At 66.1% G+C, this 15,002-nt stretch carries 19 protein-coding genes; 8 read left to right on the top strand and 11 right to left on the bottom strand.

The genetic code is table 11. The features are described 5' to 3' along the window. The first annotated feature begins 133 nt into the window (after nt 1-133). The 3 genes from VGG53_RS13145 to VGG53_RS13135 all read left to right on the top strand — a co-directional run bounded on the left by VGG53_RS13145 (nt 134) and on the right by VGG53_RS13135 (nt 2,452). On the top strand, nt 134-631 hold the full coding sequence (locus VGG53_RS13145; RefSeq protein ID WP_331518496.1) for a DUF2867 domain-containing protein: 498 nt from the start codon (nt 134-136) through the stop codon (nt 629-631). A gap of 112 nt (nt 632-743) precedes the next feature. Next, on the top strand, nt 744-1,829 hold the full coding sequence (locus VGG53_RS13140; RefSeq protein WP_331518495.1) for an S-(hydroxymethyl)mycothiol dehydrogenase: 1,086 nt from the start codon (nt 744-746) through the stop codon (nt 1,827-1,829). After that, nucleotides 1,829-2,452: an MBL fold metallo-hydrolase gene (locus VGG53_RS13135; protein WP_331518494.1), complete on the top strand. Its 624-nt coding sequence runs from the start codon at nt 1,829-1,831 to the stop codon at nt 2,450-2,452. The genes VGG53_RS13140 and VGG53_RS13135 overlap by 1 nt, the downstream gene beginning before the upstream one ends. Nucleotides 2,453-2,459: 7 nt before the next feature. Here VGG53_RS13135 and VGG53_RS13130 read toward each other — a convergent pair whose 3' ends face one another. Continuing rightward, nucleotides 2,460-3,194: an SHOCT domain-containing protein gene (locus tag VGG53_RS13130; RefSeq protein WP_331518493.1), complete on the bottom strand. Its 735-nt coding sequence runs from the start codon at nt 3,192-3,194 to the stop codon at nt 2,460-2,462. A gap of 86 nt (nt 3,195-3,280) precedes the next feature. Between VGG53_RS13130 and VGG53_RS13125 the strand changes: the two genes are divergently transcribed. Further along, nucleotides 3,281-4,237: an SDR family oxidoreductase gene (locus tag VGG53_RS13125; RefSeq protein ID WP_331518492.1), complete on the top strand. Its 957-nt coding sequence runs from the start codon at nt 3,281-3,283 to the stop codon at nt 4,235-4,237. Between the two features lie 88 nt (nt 4,238-4,325). Beyond that, nucleotides 4,326-4,580, top strand: coding sequence for a hypothetical protein (locus VGG53_RS13120; protein ID WP_331518491.1), 255 nt, complete (start codon nt 4,326-4,328; stop codon nt 4,578-4,580). Here VGG53_RS13120 and VGG53_RS13115 read toward each other — a convergent pair. Genes VGG53_RS13115 through VGG53_RS13100 form a run of 4 tightly spaced genes read right to left on the bottom strand, consistent with a single transcriptional unit; the run spans nt 4,577 to nt 9,054 of the window. Further along, on the bottom strand, nt 4,577-6,283 hold the full coding sequence (locus VGG53_RS13115; RefSeq protein ID WP_331518490.1) for an Hsp70 family protein: 1,707 nt from the start codon (nt 6,281-6,283) through the stop codon (nt 4,577-4,579). The two genes, VGG53_RS13120 and VGG53_RS13115, sit on opposite strands and share 4 nt — an antisense overlap. A gap of 49 nt (nt 6,284-6,332) precedes the next feature. Then, nucleotides 6,333-7,406, bottom strand: a complete 1,074-nt coding sequence (locus tag VGG53_RS13110) for a dihydrodipicolinate reductase (RefSeq protein ID WP_331518489.1) — start codon at nt 7,404-7,406, stop codon at nt 6,333-6,335. Between the two features lie 29 nt (nt 7,407-7,435). After that, a complete protein-coding gene (locus VGG53_RS13105; protein ID WP_331518488.1) occupies nt 7,436-8,002 on the bottom strand; it encodes a cytochrome b in 567 nt (188 codons plus the stop codon). After that, nucleotides 7,999-9,054, bottom strand: coding sequence for a catalase family peroxidase (locus VGG53_RS13100; RefSeq protein ID WP_331518487.1), 1,056 nt, complete (start codon nt 9,052-9,054; stop codon nt 7,999-8,001). Before VGG53_RS13100 ends, VGG53_RS13105 begins: the two co-directional genes overlap by 4 nt. Before the next feature lie 187 nt (nt 9,055-9,241). Here VGG53_RS13100 and VGG53_RS13095 point away from each other — a divergent pair, with 187 nt between their 5' ends. Then, nucleotides 9,242-9,583 carry an MmpS family transport accessory protein gene (locus VGG53_RS13095; RefSeq protein WP_331518486.1) on the top strand — a complete coding sequence of 114 codons (342 nt, stop codon included), beginning with the start codon at nt 9,242-9,244 and terminating at the stop codon, nt 9,581-9,583. Nucleotides 9,584-9,601: 18 nt separating this feature from the next. Here VGG53_RS13095 and VGG53_RS13090 read toward each other — a convergent pair whose 3' ends face one another. After that, nucleotides 9,602-9,979 carry a hypothetical protein gene (locus VGG53_RS13090; protein WP_331518485.1) on the bottom strand — a complete coding sequence of 126 codons (378 nt, stop codon included), beginning with the start codon at nt 9,977-9,979 and terminating at the stop codon, nt 9,602-9,604. Continuing rightward, entirely contained in the window at nt 9,976-10,332 is a 357-nt protein-coding gene (locus VGG53_RS13085) for a PadR family transcriptional regulator (protein WP_331518484.1), read from the bottom strand. Before VGG53_RS13085 ends, VGG53_RS13090 begins: the two co-directional genes overlap by 4 nt. Nucleotides 10,333-10,441: 109 nt before the next feature. Here VGG53_RS13085 and VGG53_RS13080 point away from each other — a divergent pair, with 109 nt between their 5' ends. Then, nucleotides 10,442-11,722: a cytochrome P450 gene (locus VGG53_RS13080; RefSeq protein ID WP_331518483.1), complete on the top strand. Its 1,281-nt coding sequence runs from the start codon at nt 10,442-10,444 to the stop codon at nt 11,720-11,722. Here VGG53_RS13080 and VGG53_RS13075 read toward each other — a convergent pair. From VGG53_RS13075 to VGG53_RS13060, 4 genes are all read right to left on the bottom strand, one after another. Beyond that, on the bottom strand, nt 11,719-11,985 hold the full coding sequence (locus tag VGG53_RS13075; protein ID WP_331518482.1) for an ANTAR domain-containing protein: 267 nt from the start codon (nt 11,983-11,985) through the stop codon (nt 11,719-11,721). The genes VGG53_RS13080 and VGG53_RS13075 overlap by 4 nt on opposite strands. A 144-nt stretch (nt 11,986-12,129) precedes the next feature. Beyond that, complete coding sequence (locus VGG53_RS13070; RefSeq protein WP_331518481.1) at nt 12,130-12,744, bottom strand: TetR/AcrR family transcriptional regulator; 615 nt, start codon at nt 12,742-12,744, stop codon at nt 12,130-12,132. 10 nt (nt 12,745-12,754) lie between these two features. Beyond that, on the bottom strand, nt 12,755-13,828 hold the full coding sequence (locus VGG53_RS13065) for a dihydrodipicolinate reductase (RefSeq protein WP_331518480.1): 1,074 nt from the start codon (nt 13,826-13,828) through the stop codon (nt 12,755-12,757). 9 nt (nt 13,829-13,837) lie between these two features. Beyond that, nucleotides 13,838-14,722, bottom strand: a complete 885-nt coding sequence (locus VGG53_RS13060; RefSeq protein WP_331518479.1) for an SDR family NAD(P)-dependent oxidoreductase — start codon at nt 14,720-14,722, stop codon at nt 13,838-13,840. Nucleotides 14,723-14,836: 114 nt separating this feature from the next. Here VGG53_RS13060 and VGG53_RS13055 point away from each other — a divergent pair, with 114 nt between their 5' ends. Further along, a complete protein-coding gene (locus VGG53_RS13055; protein WP_331518497.1) occupies nt 14,837-14,965 on the top strand; it encodes a hypothetical protein in 129 nt (42 codons plus the stop codon). Nucleotides 14,966-15,002 lie beyond the last annotated feature (37 nt).

Genomic DNA, 15,002 nt, shown 5'->3' with positions numbered 1-15,002 from the left:
CATCTCCTCGCCTGCCGAGAGCGCTGGGGCATCAACTACTTCACCGTGCGGGACATCGACGGGTTCGCTCCGGTGATGGACCTCGTCCGGCGTGCGGAACGGGCCGCTTCGACCGACTCGTAGGCTCTCGCCCGTGAGGCCGAGCCGGGCGCACCGTGTCGAGGTCGCCCCTCAGATTGCGGCGACCTTCGCCCACAGCACGGCCAACTACTCCAGCGCCTTTGCTCTGCGGGTGGAGGACGCCGGCACGCGCAGCCCACTCGAGTGGGCCAGAGCCGTCTTCGAAGACGCGCCGGCTTTGCTGCGCCGTTGCATCGTGTTCGGCTGGGCCCACGTCCTCGGGCTGCGGCTCGGCCCTCTCGGATCAGCCGACCACGTGCTGGGCTGGGCGATCGCCGACGGCGACCTGGTCACGGGGAGCATCGCGTTGACGGCGGAGTCGCGGTTCCTGCACGCCTCCAACATCGTCACCGTCGAGGCAGCGGGGGTCACCTGGGTCACGCTCGTCCACTACTCGAGCGCAGCGGCCCGTCCGTTGTGGGCCCTGGCCCGCCCGATCCACCACCTCACGATCCCCTACCTCCTCACCCGGGCGGCCCGCGGGTACGCGGCGGACAGCGACGGCGCGTGAGCCGGCGTGAAATGGCGCCGCCGGGCGGCGGCGCGGCAGGCTGAGGAGCCACGACATCGCCAGCCCGGTGATCAGGCATCATGTGGGCTCGCCGACGGGGAGGAGTCACGCCATGGGACAAGAGGTGCGCGGGGTCGTGGCGATGGCGAAGGGTGCGCCCGTCACCGTCGAGACCATCATCGTGCCCGACCCCGGGCCGGGCGAGGCGGTCGTCGCGGTCAAGGCCTGCGGCGTGTGCCACACCGACCTCCACTACCGGGAGGGCGGGATCAACGACGAGTTCCCCTTCCTCTTGGGCCACGAGGCGGCGGGCGTCGTCGAGGCGGTGGGCTCGGACGTAGGAGACCTGGCGCCGGGCGACTTCGTCGTCCTCAATTGGCGGGCCGTGTGCGGTGAGTGCCGGGCCTGCCGGCGGGGCCGACCCTGGTACTGCTTCGCCACCCACAACGCCACCCAGAAGATGACGCTCGCCGACGGCACGCCGCTCTCCCCCGCGCTGGGCATCGGCGCGTTCGCCGACAAGACGCTGGTGGCTGCCGGCCAGTGCACCAAGGTCAACCCCGATGCCGACCCGGCGGTCGCCGGCCTGCTGGGTTGCGGGGTGATGGCCGGCCTGGGGGCGGCGATCAACACCGGCGCGGTCACCCGCGACGACACCGTCGCGGTGATCGGTTGCGGCGGCGTCGGCGACGCGGCGATCGCGGGGGCGGCGCTGGTCGGGGCCAGGCGGATCATCGCGATCGACACGGACAACACCAAACTCGACTGGGCCCGCAAATTCGGCGCCACCCACACCGTCAACGCCCGCGATCTCGATGTCGTCAAGACCATCCAGGACCTCACCGACGGCTTCGGCGCCAACGTGGTCATCGACGCGGTGGGGCGCCCGGAAACCTGGAAGCAGGCGTTCTATGCTCGCGATCTCGCGGGAACCGTTGTGCTGGTGGGTGTTCCAACACCCGACATGAGCCTGGAGATGCCGCTCATCGACTTCTTCTCGCACGGAGGATCGCTGAAGTCGTCCTGGTACGGCGACTGCCTGCCCGAGCGCGACTTCCCCACCCTGATCGATCTCTACCTGCAGGGGCGCCTGCCGCTGGAGAAGTTCGTCTCCGAACGCATCGGCCTGGGCGACGTCGAGGAGGCGTTTCACAAAATGCACGACGGTAAGGTGCTGCGCTCGGTGGTGATGCTGTGATGGGCAACATCGACCGCGTCGTCACCCACGGCACTTTCGAACTCGACGGCGGCAGTTGGGAAGTCGACAACAACATCTGGCTGGTTGGCGATGATTCCGACGTCGTGGTGTTCGACGCCGCGCATACCGCGGCGCCGATCGTGGACGCTGTCGGCGGGCGCAACGTGGTCGCCGTGGTCTGCACGCACGGCCACAACGACCATGTGACTGTGGCACCCGAACTCGGTGAAACACTCGATGCGCCGGTCCTGCTGCATCCCGCCGACGACGTGCTATGGCGAATGACACACCCGGACAAGAGATTTCATACAGTATCCGACGACGATACGCTCAGTGTCGCCGGCCTCGAGCTACACGCGTTGCACACCCCGGGGCACTCCCCCGGGTCGGTCTGCTGGTACGCGCCGGAGTTGGGCGCCGTGTTCAGCGGCGACACGCTGTTCTCCGGTGGTCCCGGCGCCACCGGACGATCGTTCTCCGACTTCCCCACGATCCTGCAGTCGATCTCGGGCCGTCTCGGCACCCTTCCGGCCGAAACGGTGGTCTACACCGGGCACGGCGATACCACCAGCATCGGTGACGAGATCGTGCATTACGACGAATGGGTCGCCCGGGGGCACTGAAGAGCCACTAGCAGCCGTCGAGCACCCTGCGCTTCTCGGCCTGAAACTCCTTCTCGGTCAGCGCCCCGGAATCTCGCAGTGCCGCCAGCGTTTTGAGCTGCTCGATCTTGACTCCCTGGTCGGATGGAATTTCCACCGGTGCCTCCGGGTGCGTCACCGACGGCGGCGTCGCCACCTGCCACTCGATCGGCTCCGCCCTGTTGGCTCGGGTCAGCCGCACCGATGCCAGTATCGTGCTGACCAGCCCGATGAAGAACAGGCCGGCGGAGATTCCCACCCACGGACCAAAGGAGCTGCCGCTGCCGTGGCCGAATGCCATTCGGGGATCGATGAATCCGTTGACCTGGCCTTCGGTCGTGATCACGTAGTCACCTTCGGTCGGGATATCAACCACCCACACTCGACGGTGAATGTCGTTGTTGACCGACGTTGAGGTGCCGACACTTTCGGTGATCTTCGGATTGGGAACGCCGGCAGGCGGGTCGATGTCCAGTCCGAGCCGCGGCACCGGTAGCCCGCCGCCGGAGGAATTGCCAACGGTCACCGTGTGGAAGTTGACGGTGACCTGCGCGGCCGGCAGATGCAGCTTGGCCGTACCCGGGACCGGTACTTCGCCGTAGGCGTCGTACTTGTCGAAGACGAAGGCGCCGAGCACAAGGGTGAGGACGAAGCCGATGATCGATCCGACCATCACGACGACGGCGGCGGCCAGCGAAATCTTCGCGCCCCGTCTGCTACTCATCCGAGCAGTGTGTCAGAGCCGGTGACGCGGTACCGGCTAAAGGGCAGACTGATACGACAGCTCGTACCCGAAAAGGAGTGATAGGTATGGCCCCCGATCTCGTCGCGACCGTGCCCGATTTGTCTGGAAAGCTGGCCGTTGTCACCGGGTCCAACAGCGGCCTGGGGTTCGGACTGGCACGTCGGCTGTCGGCGGCGGGCGCCGACGTTGTGATGGCAATCCGTAATCGCGCCAAAGGCGAGGCCGCGATCGACGAGATTCGCGGAGGAGTTCCCGACGCCCGCCTGACCATCAAACCTCTCGACTTGTCGTCGTTGGCCGCCGTCGCCGCCCTCGGCGAGCAACTCAATGCCGAGGGACGGCCGATCGACATTCTGATCAACAACGCGGGGGTGATGACGCCGCCGAAACGCGACGTCACCGCCGATGGATTCGAATTGCAGTTCGGCAGTAATCATCTCGGGCACTTCGCACTGACAGCGCATCTGCTGCCGTTGTTGCGCGCCGCGGATCGCGCTCGGGTCGTCTCGCTGAGCAGCCTCGCGGCTCGCCAAAGCGGCCGTATCCACTTCGGCGATCTGCAATTCGAAAAGTCGTATTCGGCAATGCAGTCGTACGGGCAATCGAAGCTGGCCGTACTGATGTTCGCCCGCGAGCTGGATCGCCGCAGCCGCGCTGCCGGATGGGGCATCGTCTCGACCGCCGCCCACCCGGGTTTGACCAAAACCAACCTGCAGATCAGCGGTCCGTCGCACGGGCGCACGAAACCATCGTTGATGGAACGGCTCTACACCACCTCGTGGCGGCTGGCGCCGTTTCTGTGGCAGGAGATCGACGAGGGAATTCTTCCCGCCCTCTATGCGGCAACGTCTCCGCAAGCCGAAGGCGGGGCCTACTACGGACCGCGCGGCATCTACGAGGCAGCCGGCGGCGGTGTCGCAGCTGCCAAGGTGCCCGCGCGGGCCAAAGACGACACCGCCAGTCGGCGACTGTGGGAAATCTCCGAACAACTCACTCGGACCAGCTACCCCGAACCGAACTGACTGCACAACGGCCCCGCCGTTTGGTCGCCTTGGCAGCGGGTAGCCCTGGCAAAGCGCCAAGAAACGGTCGCACAACGGATGGAGAGTTATGAGCGCGGACGAAAAAGACCAAACTAGCGGCGACGACCAGCAGAGTTCCGACGCGCAGGAGCTGAGCGAAGAAGGCCAAGAGCAGGTCCAGCGGATGCAACAGGCCTACGACGAAGACCGGCAGACGGCGGTCATGCCCGGCACCGACAACACGATCACCGGCGTCGCGATCAACGAGTGGTTGGACGACGAGGGTAATCCGAAGTTCGGCAAGGACAAGCAGCAAGAAGACCAGCAAGAGGACGCGAACTAGCGGCCGGGCTCTGGAAACAGCCGTCCTCCGGGTCCCCGTGGAAATCGCGGACGGTCCGGCCGCTGCGGACCCTCGGTGGTCGTGGTCGTCGGAGCTTGGGTTGTGGTTGTCGGCGCCGTGGTTGTGGTTGTCGGCGTTGGCGTTTCGCTGGTCGTCGACGGGGTCGTGCTGGTATCCGGCTCGGACGACGACGGCGGGTTGGTGGCGGGCGCCTGTGTGTCGGAGACCTCGGGCGACGTAGGCGCCGATGTTCCCGGCGCAGGTGTCGTGCTCACAGTGGGCGCCGGCGTGCTCGGAGGACTGCCGGACATGTGCCGCAGGGTGATCATGACCCCGGCGCCGACGGCAAGCACCGCCAGTGCGGTGCCGATCGCCACCACCACGGGACGTCGATACCAGGCGTCCGCAGCCGCACCCGAGATGCCTGGTTCGGGGATGAGCTCCCGGCTGGGTCGCGGACGTGCCGAGGTCAGCGGGGCGGCGCCGCCTGGTTCGTCGGAGTACTCGCCGGGACGGATCGGCATGATGCCGGACTCATCGTCTGCTTCCGACCATGCCAGCGCCGGCGCGGCGCTGGGTCCAACGGGGATGTCGGCGACGGTCATCGCGTCCAGCGCCGATCCGGCGGCGGTCGGTGCCATCGCCGTCTCGCCGTCGGCTGGCCCGCGCGCGGCCCGCAGTGCGGCGCCGACCGCTGCCGTCAGGTGTGGCCGCGGCGCGGTGATGACAAGCGCGCCCGACTGCTCCGACAAGGTTCGAGTGACCAGCGGGATACTGGCACCGCCACCCACCGAGGCAATCGCCGCGAGCTCGGTCGCGCGGATTCCGTTGCGCTGCAGTACTTCGTGCATGAAGCTGATGAAGCCGTCCAGCGGTTGACGCATCGCGTCCTCGAGTTCGTCTCGGGTCAGCCGGATCCCACCGCGATAGCCGGGCACCTCGGCGGTCAGCTCGGTCTCCATCGTCGACGAGAGCCGTTCTTTGGCGAATCGGCAGGCGGTCCGCAGCTGGTTCAGCGAACCGATCGCCGACGTTGCCGAGGTGTCGAACGAACCCGCTGACGAAAGATCGCCGATGACGTGGGTCAGCAGCGCCTGATCGATCCGTCCACCGGAGAACTCCTCATGCCGCACGACAGGGGCGATGGCCTGGTAACCGTTCGCGGCGTCGACCAAGCTGAGCGTGGCTCCCGACCCGCCGAAGTCGCACACGGCGACGATTCCAGTGCTCGGCACGCCCGGGTTCGCCTGCAGGGCAAACAATGCCGCGGTGGAATCCGGCAGCAGAGCCAATCGACCACGCGACCACTCCAACACCCGACTCAATGCGACCCGTACGGAGTCCACCGCGACCGCATCCCAATGCGCGGGATGGGTGACGGCGACCGCCTCCGGCAGGGCTCGCCCATCGGTGGCGGTGTACGCCAATGCCCGCAACGCGTCGGCGACCAGGGTTTCGCTGCGATGGACCGAGTTGTCGGCGGCCGTGATGCCGGCCGGATCGCCCACCCGGTCGACGAAATCGCTGATCACCAGCCCGGGCTCGGTGAGCTTCGGGTTTTCCAATGGCACACCCACTTCGGGCGGACGCTGGCGATACAGCGTCAGCACCGGCTTGCGGGTCACCGCCCGGTCGGCGGTGACCGCCGCCAGGTTGGTCGCCCCTATCGAAAGGCCTAACGCCGACCGTTCTCCGTCAGCCATCTCGTCTCATCCCGCGCATCGGCCACCAATTTATCGTCACCGGCTGAGGTCAACGAATCGTGCCGATCCCGGCGATCAGCGGCAGGTCCAGCGGCGTGACCCAGCCCGGCGGGAGATCGTTGACGGCCGGAACCGCGTTGAGCGCCCGCAGTCCGGTGGCCAGGCAACCGGCCGCGGCCGCGTCTCGTCCCGATCCGTCGGTGAACCGGAACGCGGTCTCCTGCGAGATGCTCGGGGTGCCTTCGATGTCGACGCGATAGACGTCGTCTTTGGTGCCGGCCGGCCAGTCCGGGGCCGCGTCCAGGCCGATCCGGTTGACGTGCTCGAGCTGGATACGGGTTCGGCCTTGGTAGACACCGTTGATGGTGAAGCGGACCGCGGCGACGTGTCCCGGCGGGATGATGCCCTTGGCCGTCTTGCGCTCGTCGGGGGTCACCCACTTGTCCCACGTCGTGGTGATCTCGTCGAGCATGATGCCCGCGGCATGGGCGATCATCGGGACGGTCGCGCCCCACGCGAAGATCAGCACATCACGGTTTTCCAGCATCGGCCGAAATTCGGGCTCGCGCCCGATGCCCATCTCGATTTCGTAGTCGCCCTCGTAGTTGGTGTAGTCCAGCAGCTCCGATGCCCGGACCGTGCGCACCTCCGAGCACAGGCCCATCAACGTCATCGGGAACAGGTCGTTGGCGAAACCGGGGTCGATGCCGGTGGTGAAGCACGACGACTCGCCCAACTCGCACGCCTCGGTGATCGGCTGGATCCAGTTCGGCGGGTTGAGATGCATCGTCGGCCACACCCAGGGCGTCATCGCGGTCGAGCAGACGTCGATGCCCGCGCGCAGGAATCGGGTCAGCAATGCGATGTTGGCGTCGGCGTGCGCCGCCGTCGGGCCGTAGTGCACCAGCGCGTCGGGCGCCACGGCGATCAGCGCGTCGACGTCGTCGGTGGCGGTCAGGCCGATCGGCCCGGACAGCCCGCAGATCTCGCCGACGTCGCGGCCGACCTTCTGCGGATTGCTGACGCCGACACCGACCAGTTCGAATTCCGGATGTTTGACGATCTCGGCGATCACCATTCTGCCGACGAAGCCGGTACCCCACACCACAACCCGTTTAGCCATGCGCCACCTTCCGATCGACGATCCCGGGTTCACCCTAGGCGGCTGTGGTCAGACTTCGCTCGAAACCGAAAAGTCATTCGCTCGAGCATCCGGTCGCGCAACGTCAGCGTGTGCAACAGCACCGCGGAGATGTGCGCGGCGATCGCGGCCATCAGCGCATAGGCGACAACCGAATGAGCTTGGCGCAGAAACCAAAACAACTGCGCGTCGAATGGTGCGATCCGCGGCAGCCGAAGCGCGCCGAACACCGCCACCGGTCCACCGGCGGCCGAGACCATCGCCCAACCCAGCAGCGGCTGAAGCACCAACAGCGCATAGAGCGACAGCTCGGACAACAGCACGGCTTTGCGTTCCAACGCGCCGACGGCTGCCGGCAACGGCGGCGGACGATGGGTCAGCCGATTGATCACCCGCAGCAACACCACCAGCAGAATGACGACGCCCAGCGTCTTGTGCATGGCGACCAGCCCGGCGTATCGACCGACCGAGTTGACCATGACGAATCCGATGAACAGCGCGGCAAACACCAAAACGGCCGTCAGCCAATGCAACACCCTGCTCAGCCGCGTGAAGCGGCCCGGCTCGGTCGCGGTCACAGCGTGGTCTCCCCGGTGCGGCGCCGGTATGACGCGGCGTACACGGCCGACCGCGCGCTGAGCAGCGGATCGTCGGAGGGTTCGATGCCGGGCGGCAGCACCAGCGGATCGAAGTTGATGCCGCGGGCATTGCCTTTGCCCTCCGGTTCGACCGAGTCGAGTGTGATCAGGCCGGCGTCGACGGTGTGGCGATCGGCAGGCCACGGCACGGTCGCGTCGCGGGTGGTATCCGCGGCTGTGCCGACCGTGAGTATCAACCGCCAGCGCAGCGGCCCGGCCTTCAGTTGCCGGACGAGCGCATCGAACAGCCCGTTCGATCCCGACGATGCAGGCAGCGCTTGCTGCAGCGGGGTCAGCGACCATCGCACTGGTACCCGCGTGCCGGATTCGTTGACGAAGTAGAACGCGTTGAGTCCGCGGTAGACGCTGTCGGCGAACCCGGGTGTCGGCGGGTGCTGCTTGACGATCGTCATGGCGCGCGCTGTTTCCGGATGGGCGGCGAGGAACCGCCGCATCACGGCTGGATCGGGCTTGCCCGTCCCGGGGAAGACAGCCGAAGCGATCAGCCGGTCGTAGAATCCTTGTGGCGAATTGTCAAGGAAGACAGGAAGGTTCAGCATCGCGATCCGCCACTGCTGGCTGCCCGGGAAACCGAACGTCAGCCCGAACCCGCGCGCCGCGGTGGCGGTGTCAGCGATATGCGGGTTGCCGCCGGCCAGCGAGAATCGGCCGAGCGCCGGCGTGCGGCCGGGCGCAAACACCGCTGCCTTGGACAGCACCCTGCCGTTGCCGTTGCTGTCGAACCAGCCGGCTACCGGCACGCCCTTGGCGTGGTTCTTGCGGAAGCCGGGCTGCGGGCCGAAGACCCTGGCGAAGCCGTCGAGGAAGGTCTGCGGCGTCAACCGCGCGCGACCGATCCAGTTGTCCGCAGTCAGGAACGCGGTTAGGTCCGCCGCGAGGAAGGCTCCCACCGCGGCGGCCCCGCGTAGCACGTCGCGCCGCCCCGGACGCGCTGTGCCCCAGCGTCCCGGCGGCTCGGGTGGATCGGTCATGACCAAGCTCCCTTGCGACTGGTTGGCGCAGCGTCTCACTGCCTGCTACGACGATTCTTGGGCATCGGTTCAATTGCGGCACATTGGAACTTGCTGTTGGGAAAAGGGGAACTTGCTGTTGGAGAAAAGACCCCGAAAACCGACGCACGCCGCGGGCCCGAGTGACACGATGATGCGGGAGATCATCATGACCAGCAAGTCGATTTTTATTGCGGCCCTGACCGCGTTGCCCGCCACGATAGGACTTGGCGGAGCGGCACATGCGACTCCGCAGACCCAGGTGACCTATCAATTGAGTGGTAGCGCCCCGGTCGCCGACTACATCTCGTATCAGGCGGACAACGGCCAAACACAGCAGGCGAACGTGCCGTTGCCGTGGAAGACCCAGTTCGACATCCTCGGCAACAAGGTGTTCGTCATCAGCGCGCAGAGTCCCGGCTCGATCACGTGCACGATCCTCATCGATGGCAACGTGGTCAGCCAAGCCACCGCGAGCGGGGCACCTGCCCGTACTGTCTGCTCGCACTGAGCACAGCGAACACCGGCGTCAGGCAGGTCTGCGGGGTTTCGGTGGCGGGTAGACGATGCGTGCGATGCTCGCCGACAGCCAACCGATTGCCCAGCCGCCGAAGAACACCGCAAAAGTATGCCGGGCGCCCTCGCCGGCCTGCGTCCACACCGTCGTCAAGATGACGACCCAAACCATCGCACAAGCGATGCTGTACCCGAGGTATGTGCCAGAGTACTTGCGCAATAAGCGAAGTCGTTCGATCAAGCCGGACCGGATCAGTGACATCCGGGCGTGCCGCGGAAGTTCGTCATCACTGTGGGTGTCGTCGAGCATGGCGATCAGCTCCTTGCCGTAGCGGCGGCGCCAGGCCGCCGGGTACCACCGCAGGACGCGCCGGGCGTCGCGCGGATTCATGGCGCAAAACCCGGGTCGGGTAGCTGCAACGCGATCCCGAGCCGACGAGCACCCTCAGCGGCGATCGCCCCGAGGCTGTGCACCGCCGTGGTCAGTTCGGCACGTCCGGCGGCGGTCAACCGATAGGGGCGCCGTCTTTCGTCATGGCCCGCCGGTTCGATTAGGCCGTGCTCCTCCAGTGCCGTGATCGCCCCGTACAGGGTTCCAGGACCGAGTGTTACGCCGGCGAACCGCTCGATATCACGGGCCAGCGCATACCCGTGCTTGGCGCCCGAAGCGAGGCTGGTCATGATCAGCACCCCCGGATCATTCCGTCTGCCCAGCTTGCGAGCCGGGCGAGAACCGCGTGCCATGCCCAGGAGTTTAGTACGTATGACGTACTACGCCAAGCGTAGTAGCCCGATCGGCGGCGACCGGTTTAGGCTCGCGCCTACAGCCCGCTCAACGACGAGGACGGCCGACATGGGCATTGCGACGCGGATGAACGGCACGGCACCGCCCGACATTGCGCTCGCCGACATCGATCTCGGCGCATGGGACTTCTGGGCGCTCGACGATGATCAGCGCGACGGGGCGTTCGCCACACTTCGGCGCGAGGCGCCGATCTCATTCTGGGGGGAGCCCGTTCAGGAGGGCTTCGCCAAAGGCGACGGGCACTGGGCACTCACCGGACTCGACGACGTGTTCTACGCCAGCCGGCACCCCGAGATCTTCAGCTCCAGCCCCAACATCACCATCAACGACCAGACACCGGAAGTCTCCGAATACTTCGGCTCGATGATCGTGCTGGACGACCCGCGCCACCAACGGCTGCGATCCATCGTCAGCAGAGCGTTCACCCCAAAGGTGGTGGCGCGCATCGAGACTTCGGTCCGCGAGCGAGCCCGCCGGCTGGTCGCCGATATGGTCGCCAAACATCCCGACGGAACGGCCGAGGCAGTCAGCGAGCTGGCCGGCCCGCTGCCGTTGCAGGTCATCTGCGACATGATGGGCGTCCCCGAGGAAGACCATCAAAAGATATTCCACTGGACCAACGTCATCCTCGGCTTCGGCGACCCCGATCTGACAACGGAATTCGATGAGTTCGTTCAGGTTTCGATGGACATCGGTGCCTACGCCAGCGCGTTGGCCGAGGACCGCCGCGTCAATCACCACGACGATCTGACCACCAGCCTGGTGGAGGCAGAGGTCGACGGTGAGCAGCTGACCTCGGCCGAGGTCGGGTCGTTCTTCATCCTGCTGGCCGTGGCCGGTAACGAGACCACGCGCAACGCGATCAGCCACGGGCTGGTCGCGCTGACCCGCTATCCCGAACAGCGACAGCAGTGGTGGTCGGATTTCGACTCCCTGTCGCACTCGGCGGTCGAAGAGATCGTGCGATGGGCCTCACCGGTGATCTACATGCGGCGAACGCTCACCCGTGATTTCGAGATGAACGGAACCAAGCTGACAGCCGGGGACAAGGCCACGCTGTGGTACTGCTCGGCCAACCGCGACGAGTCGAAGTTCGCCGACCCGTGGACATTCGACGTGAGCCGCGACCCGAATCCGCATGTCGGTTTCGGTGGAGGCGGGGCGCACTTCTGCCTCGGCGCCAACCTGGCTCGCCGCGAAATCAGGGTGATGTTCGAAGAACTGCACCGCGAGATACCCGACGTCGTGGCGACCGACGAGCCCGCCCGATTGCTGTCGCCGTTCATTCACGGCATCAAAACACTGCCGATCGCTTGGACGCCGCCCTAACCGACCGCCAGCGCAGGGGCGGCCAACAGCGCGCCCCATTCGTGACGAGCCGCCGATTGGGCATCGGTGGAGGTGTGCGCGGAGTACTCGGCTCCATTGGCCAGATGCACCAGCGCCCAGGCCATGGCGAACACCGGCATCCTGTGACGTTGCGCCGCACCGAGCAACTCATGGAAGGCTGCCTCCGAAGGGCACCGGCGCAGGCCGATGAGAATGCCCTTCGCGGTGTCGAGGATGCGACCACCATGCACATCTGTCGTCATACGCGTACGTACCTTTCGCGAGCCGGATCCGCAACGAATCCCTGTGCCATGATTTGCGCCCGCACCCCGCCATGCCAGATTCTGGCGCGAATCGGTATGAGCCTGTGATCGTGTTGGTACCGAACACAGCGAGAGTTGAGTCTGTTAAGTCCGGGGTCTGACGTAAGCGGCCAGTACGTCGGCCAGCGCGCGACGGTCCCTCGAGGTGTCCAGCGGCACTGGCGAAACCAGCTGTGCGACAACGAGTCCGCGCAGTGTTGCCCAGATCAGACTGCCGATTTCGATTGCGTGGCGCGAGTCTAGACCTTCGCCGAGCCGTCCGCCCAATTCGGTGAGCTGATGCATCACCTCCGCGAGCTGCTTGTTGACGGTGTCCTCGCGTACCGCCCGGGTGGAGATCAGGATTTCGAGTGCTGCCATCGACGTCGGGCTCGAGAAAGCCTCCCATGCCGCGTCCACGACGACTTGTGTGCGCCGCTCGAGTGGCAGTCCGGCGGTGCTGGCCGGCAGCCCGTCGAGGACATCGATGAGCTGACCGAAGCCCTCATTGACCACCGCCATCAGTAGGCCGCCCAGATCACCGAAGTGGTACTGAACCACACCCCAGGTGACGCCGGCCCGCTTGGTGATACGGCGAACACTCGGCGCGGCGAAGCCTTCGTCGAGGATGTAACGGACGGTCTCATCGATGACAGCTTGCCTGGTGCGGTGCGCACGCAGCTGGTTCCCGCCCTGCGGCCGCCGTGGTCCGGTCGCCATGCCCGCTATGTCACCACATCACGCCGCGAGTGTGGTCCAGCGGACGCAGGTCGTGCGCGGCGAGGATCCCGGTGGGCGCCATGCACACCGCTTCAACGGCGTTGAGCGGCCGCGCAGCGGTGGCGATCACGCCGGCCTGATTATGGTCGGTGCCCGATCTGCCGACATGGGTGTTGATCTCGATGCCCGGGTCGCCCTCGACGACAACGCGGTGCACCCCCGCGCGACCGTCTGGTGGGTAGGCCCAGTCCGGCGCGGCGACCTCGGTCAACCGGTTCACGTGTTCAATCGTGATCACGGTTTTGCCGTCGCGGATCCCCTCGACACCGAAGCGCACCGCGGCGACCTTGCCCACCGCGACGTCCATCATCGTGCACGATATCGGTTCGGGGGTGGCCCACTTCTCGTGGCGTTCGCGCACCTCGTCGAGCTCCATCCCGAGATCGGCGGCGAGGCTGCGCACTTGTAGGCCCCACATCGATGCGAGCACTCCGGGGGCGAACAGTATGGGTTCGTGCTCGGGCTCAGTGCCGAAACCGAAACTGACGCCGGTGAATTCGGCGTCGTCGTAGCTACCGTAGTCACAGATCTCCTGGACGGTCACTTCAGTGGCGTGGGCGGCCAGGCTCAGCGCGGTGTACACCAGGGTGTCGCCGGAAAAACCGGGATCGATGCCGTTGATGTACAGCGTGGAATTCCCTTCTTGGCAGGCCTTTTCAAGGGGTCCGCGCAGCCAGTCGTCGGTGTAGTCCGGCGCAACCAGCCAAACGAACGACGAGCCAACAACATTAGTGCCGGCCCGGAGGAAGCGGGCTATATCCTCCATCGCCGTCATCGGACGGGTCTCGGCCTGCGACGTGTAGACCATGCAATCTGCATCCAGCGCGACCAGGGAGTCGATGTCGTTGGTGGCGATCACACCGGTACGCACGTCCAGCCCGCACAACTCAGCCGCGTCACGGCCCACCTTGTCCGGGTCCGCGGCATGCACACCGACCAGCTCAAAGTCTGGACGTTCGATAATGGTGCGCAACGCGTGTACACCGACGTTGCCGGTGGAGAACTGGATGATTCGCCGGGTCATTATCGTCCTTCACAACAGATCGGTGATGGTTTTCAGACCCGCGTCGTACAGCACGCCGGGCAGCATGCCGCCGTCGATTTCGATTGTGGTGCCATTGACGAAATCGGCTGCGCCAGAAGCGAGGAACACGCACGTGCGACCGACCTCGCCGGGTTCGCCGCCGCGGCGCATCGGAACATTGGCGAAGTACTCGCTACCGGTCGGGTCGTCCTTGGGCAGCACGAACGAGCGGAAGTTCTCGGTGATGGTCGGTCCCAGCGCGACACAGTTGACCCGAACCGCAGGGCCCCATTCCTGTGCCAGCGAACGCGTCAGATGGTTGAGGCCGGCCTTTGCGGCCCCGTAGGACACCAGGGTCGGCGAACCAGCGGGATGCCCGGCGCCGCTGGAGATGTTGATGATGCAACCCGTGCCCTGCTGGGTCTTCATCTGCCGATATGCACGGATCGCGAACCACAGCGGGCTGACCAGATTCATCTGCACCGCGAACGCGTGAAAGAGCACGCTGCGTTCGTAGTCGTCATCGCTGACCGGCGCGCCCTGAATGCGGGACACCAGCGCAGGAACCGCGTCGACCGACGGCGACGGTACGGTGCCGCCGGCATTGTTCACCAGGATGTCCAACCGGCCGTAGGTGTCTGCCACGTGCTGCACCATCGCGTTGATGGCACGGTAATCGCCTTGGTCACAGACCATCTGGGCCGATCGTTGCCGCCAGTCGGGATTCGCGTCGGCGCCGGGCAGCGCCTCGAGAGGCGATCGCGAGCACCCGACGACGGTAGCCCCGGCCCGAAGAAGCTCATGCGCTATGCCGACCCCGACGCCACGGCTGGTGCCGGTGACGATGGCGACCTTGCCATCCAGCGGCAACGACCGCTCGCGGGATCCTGCCACGCAAGAAGATTACAACTGTTATTTTTCTACGGGGCAGTTCGGACAAGAAGAGGAAAATTTGATGGCTCGAGGTCCGGCGAGAGCGCCAGTGACCATGGGCTGCTGGCCACCGGGATGCGCGCGGTCAACGCGATCCCGTGGGTGTGTGCAGCGGCGCCGGGGATCGTCGACGCCCTGCACCTGCCGTTGACCTCCGCGGTGGGGGCACTGCATCCCCGCCGCGACGGGGTCCCTGCGTTCTAAGCCGCCGGGGCGGCCGGCCGATTCGTCAAGCATGATG

It is taken from the genome of Mycobacterium sp. (assembly GCF_036490025.1).
Classification (GTDB): Bacteria; Actinomycetota; Actinomycetes; order Mycobacteriales; family Mycobacteriaceae; genus Mycobacterium.
This window is presented reverse-complemented; position numbering and strand designations above follow the sequence as displayed.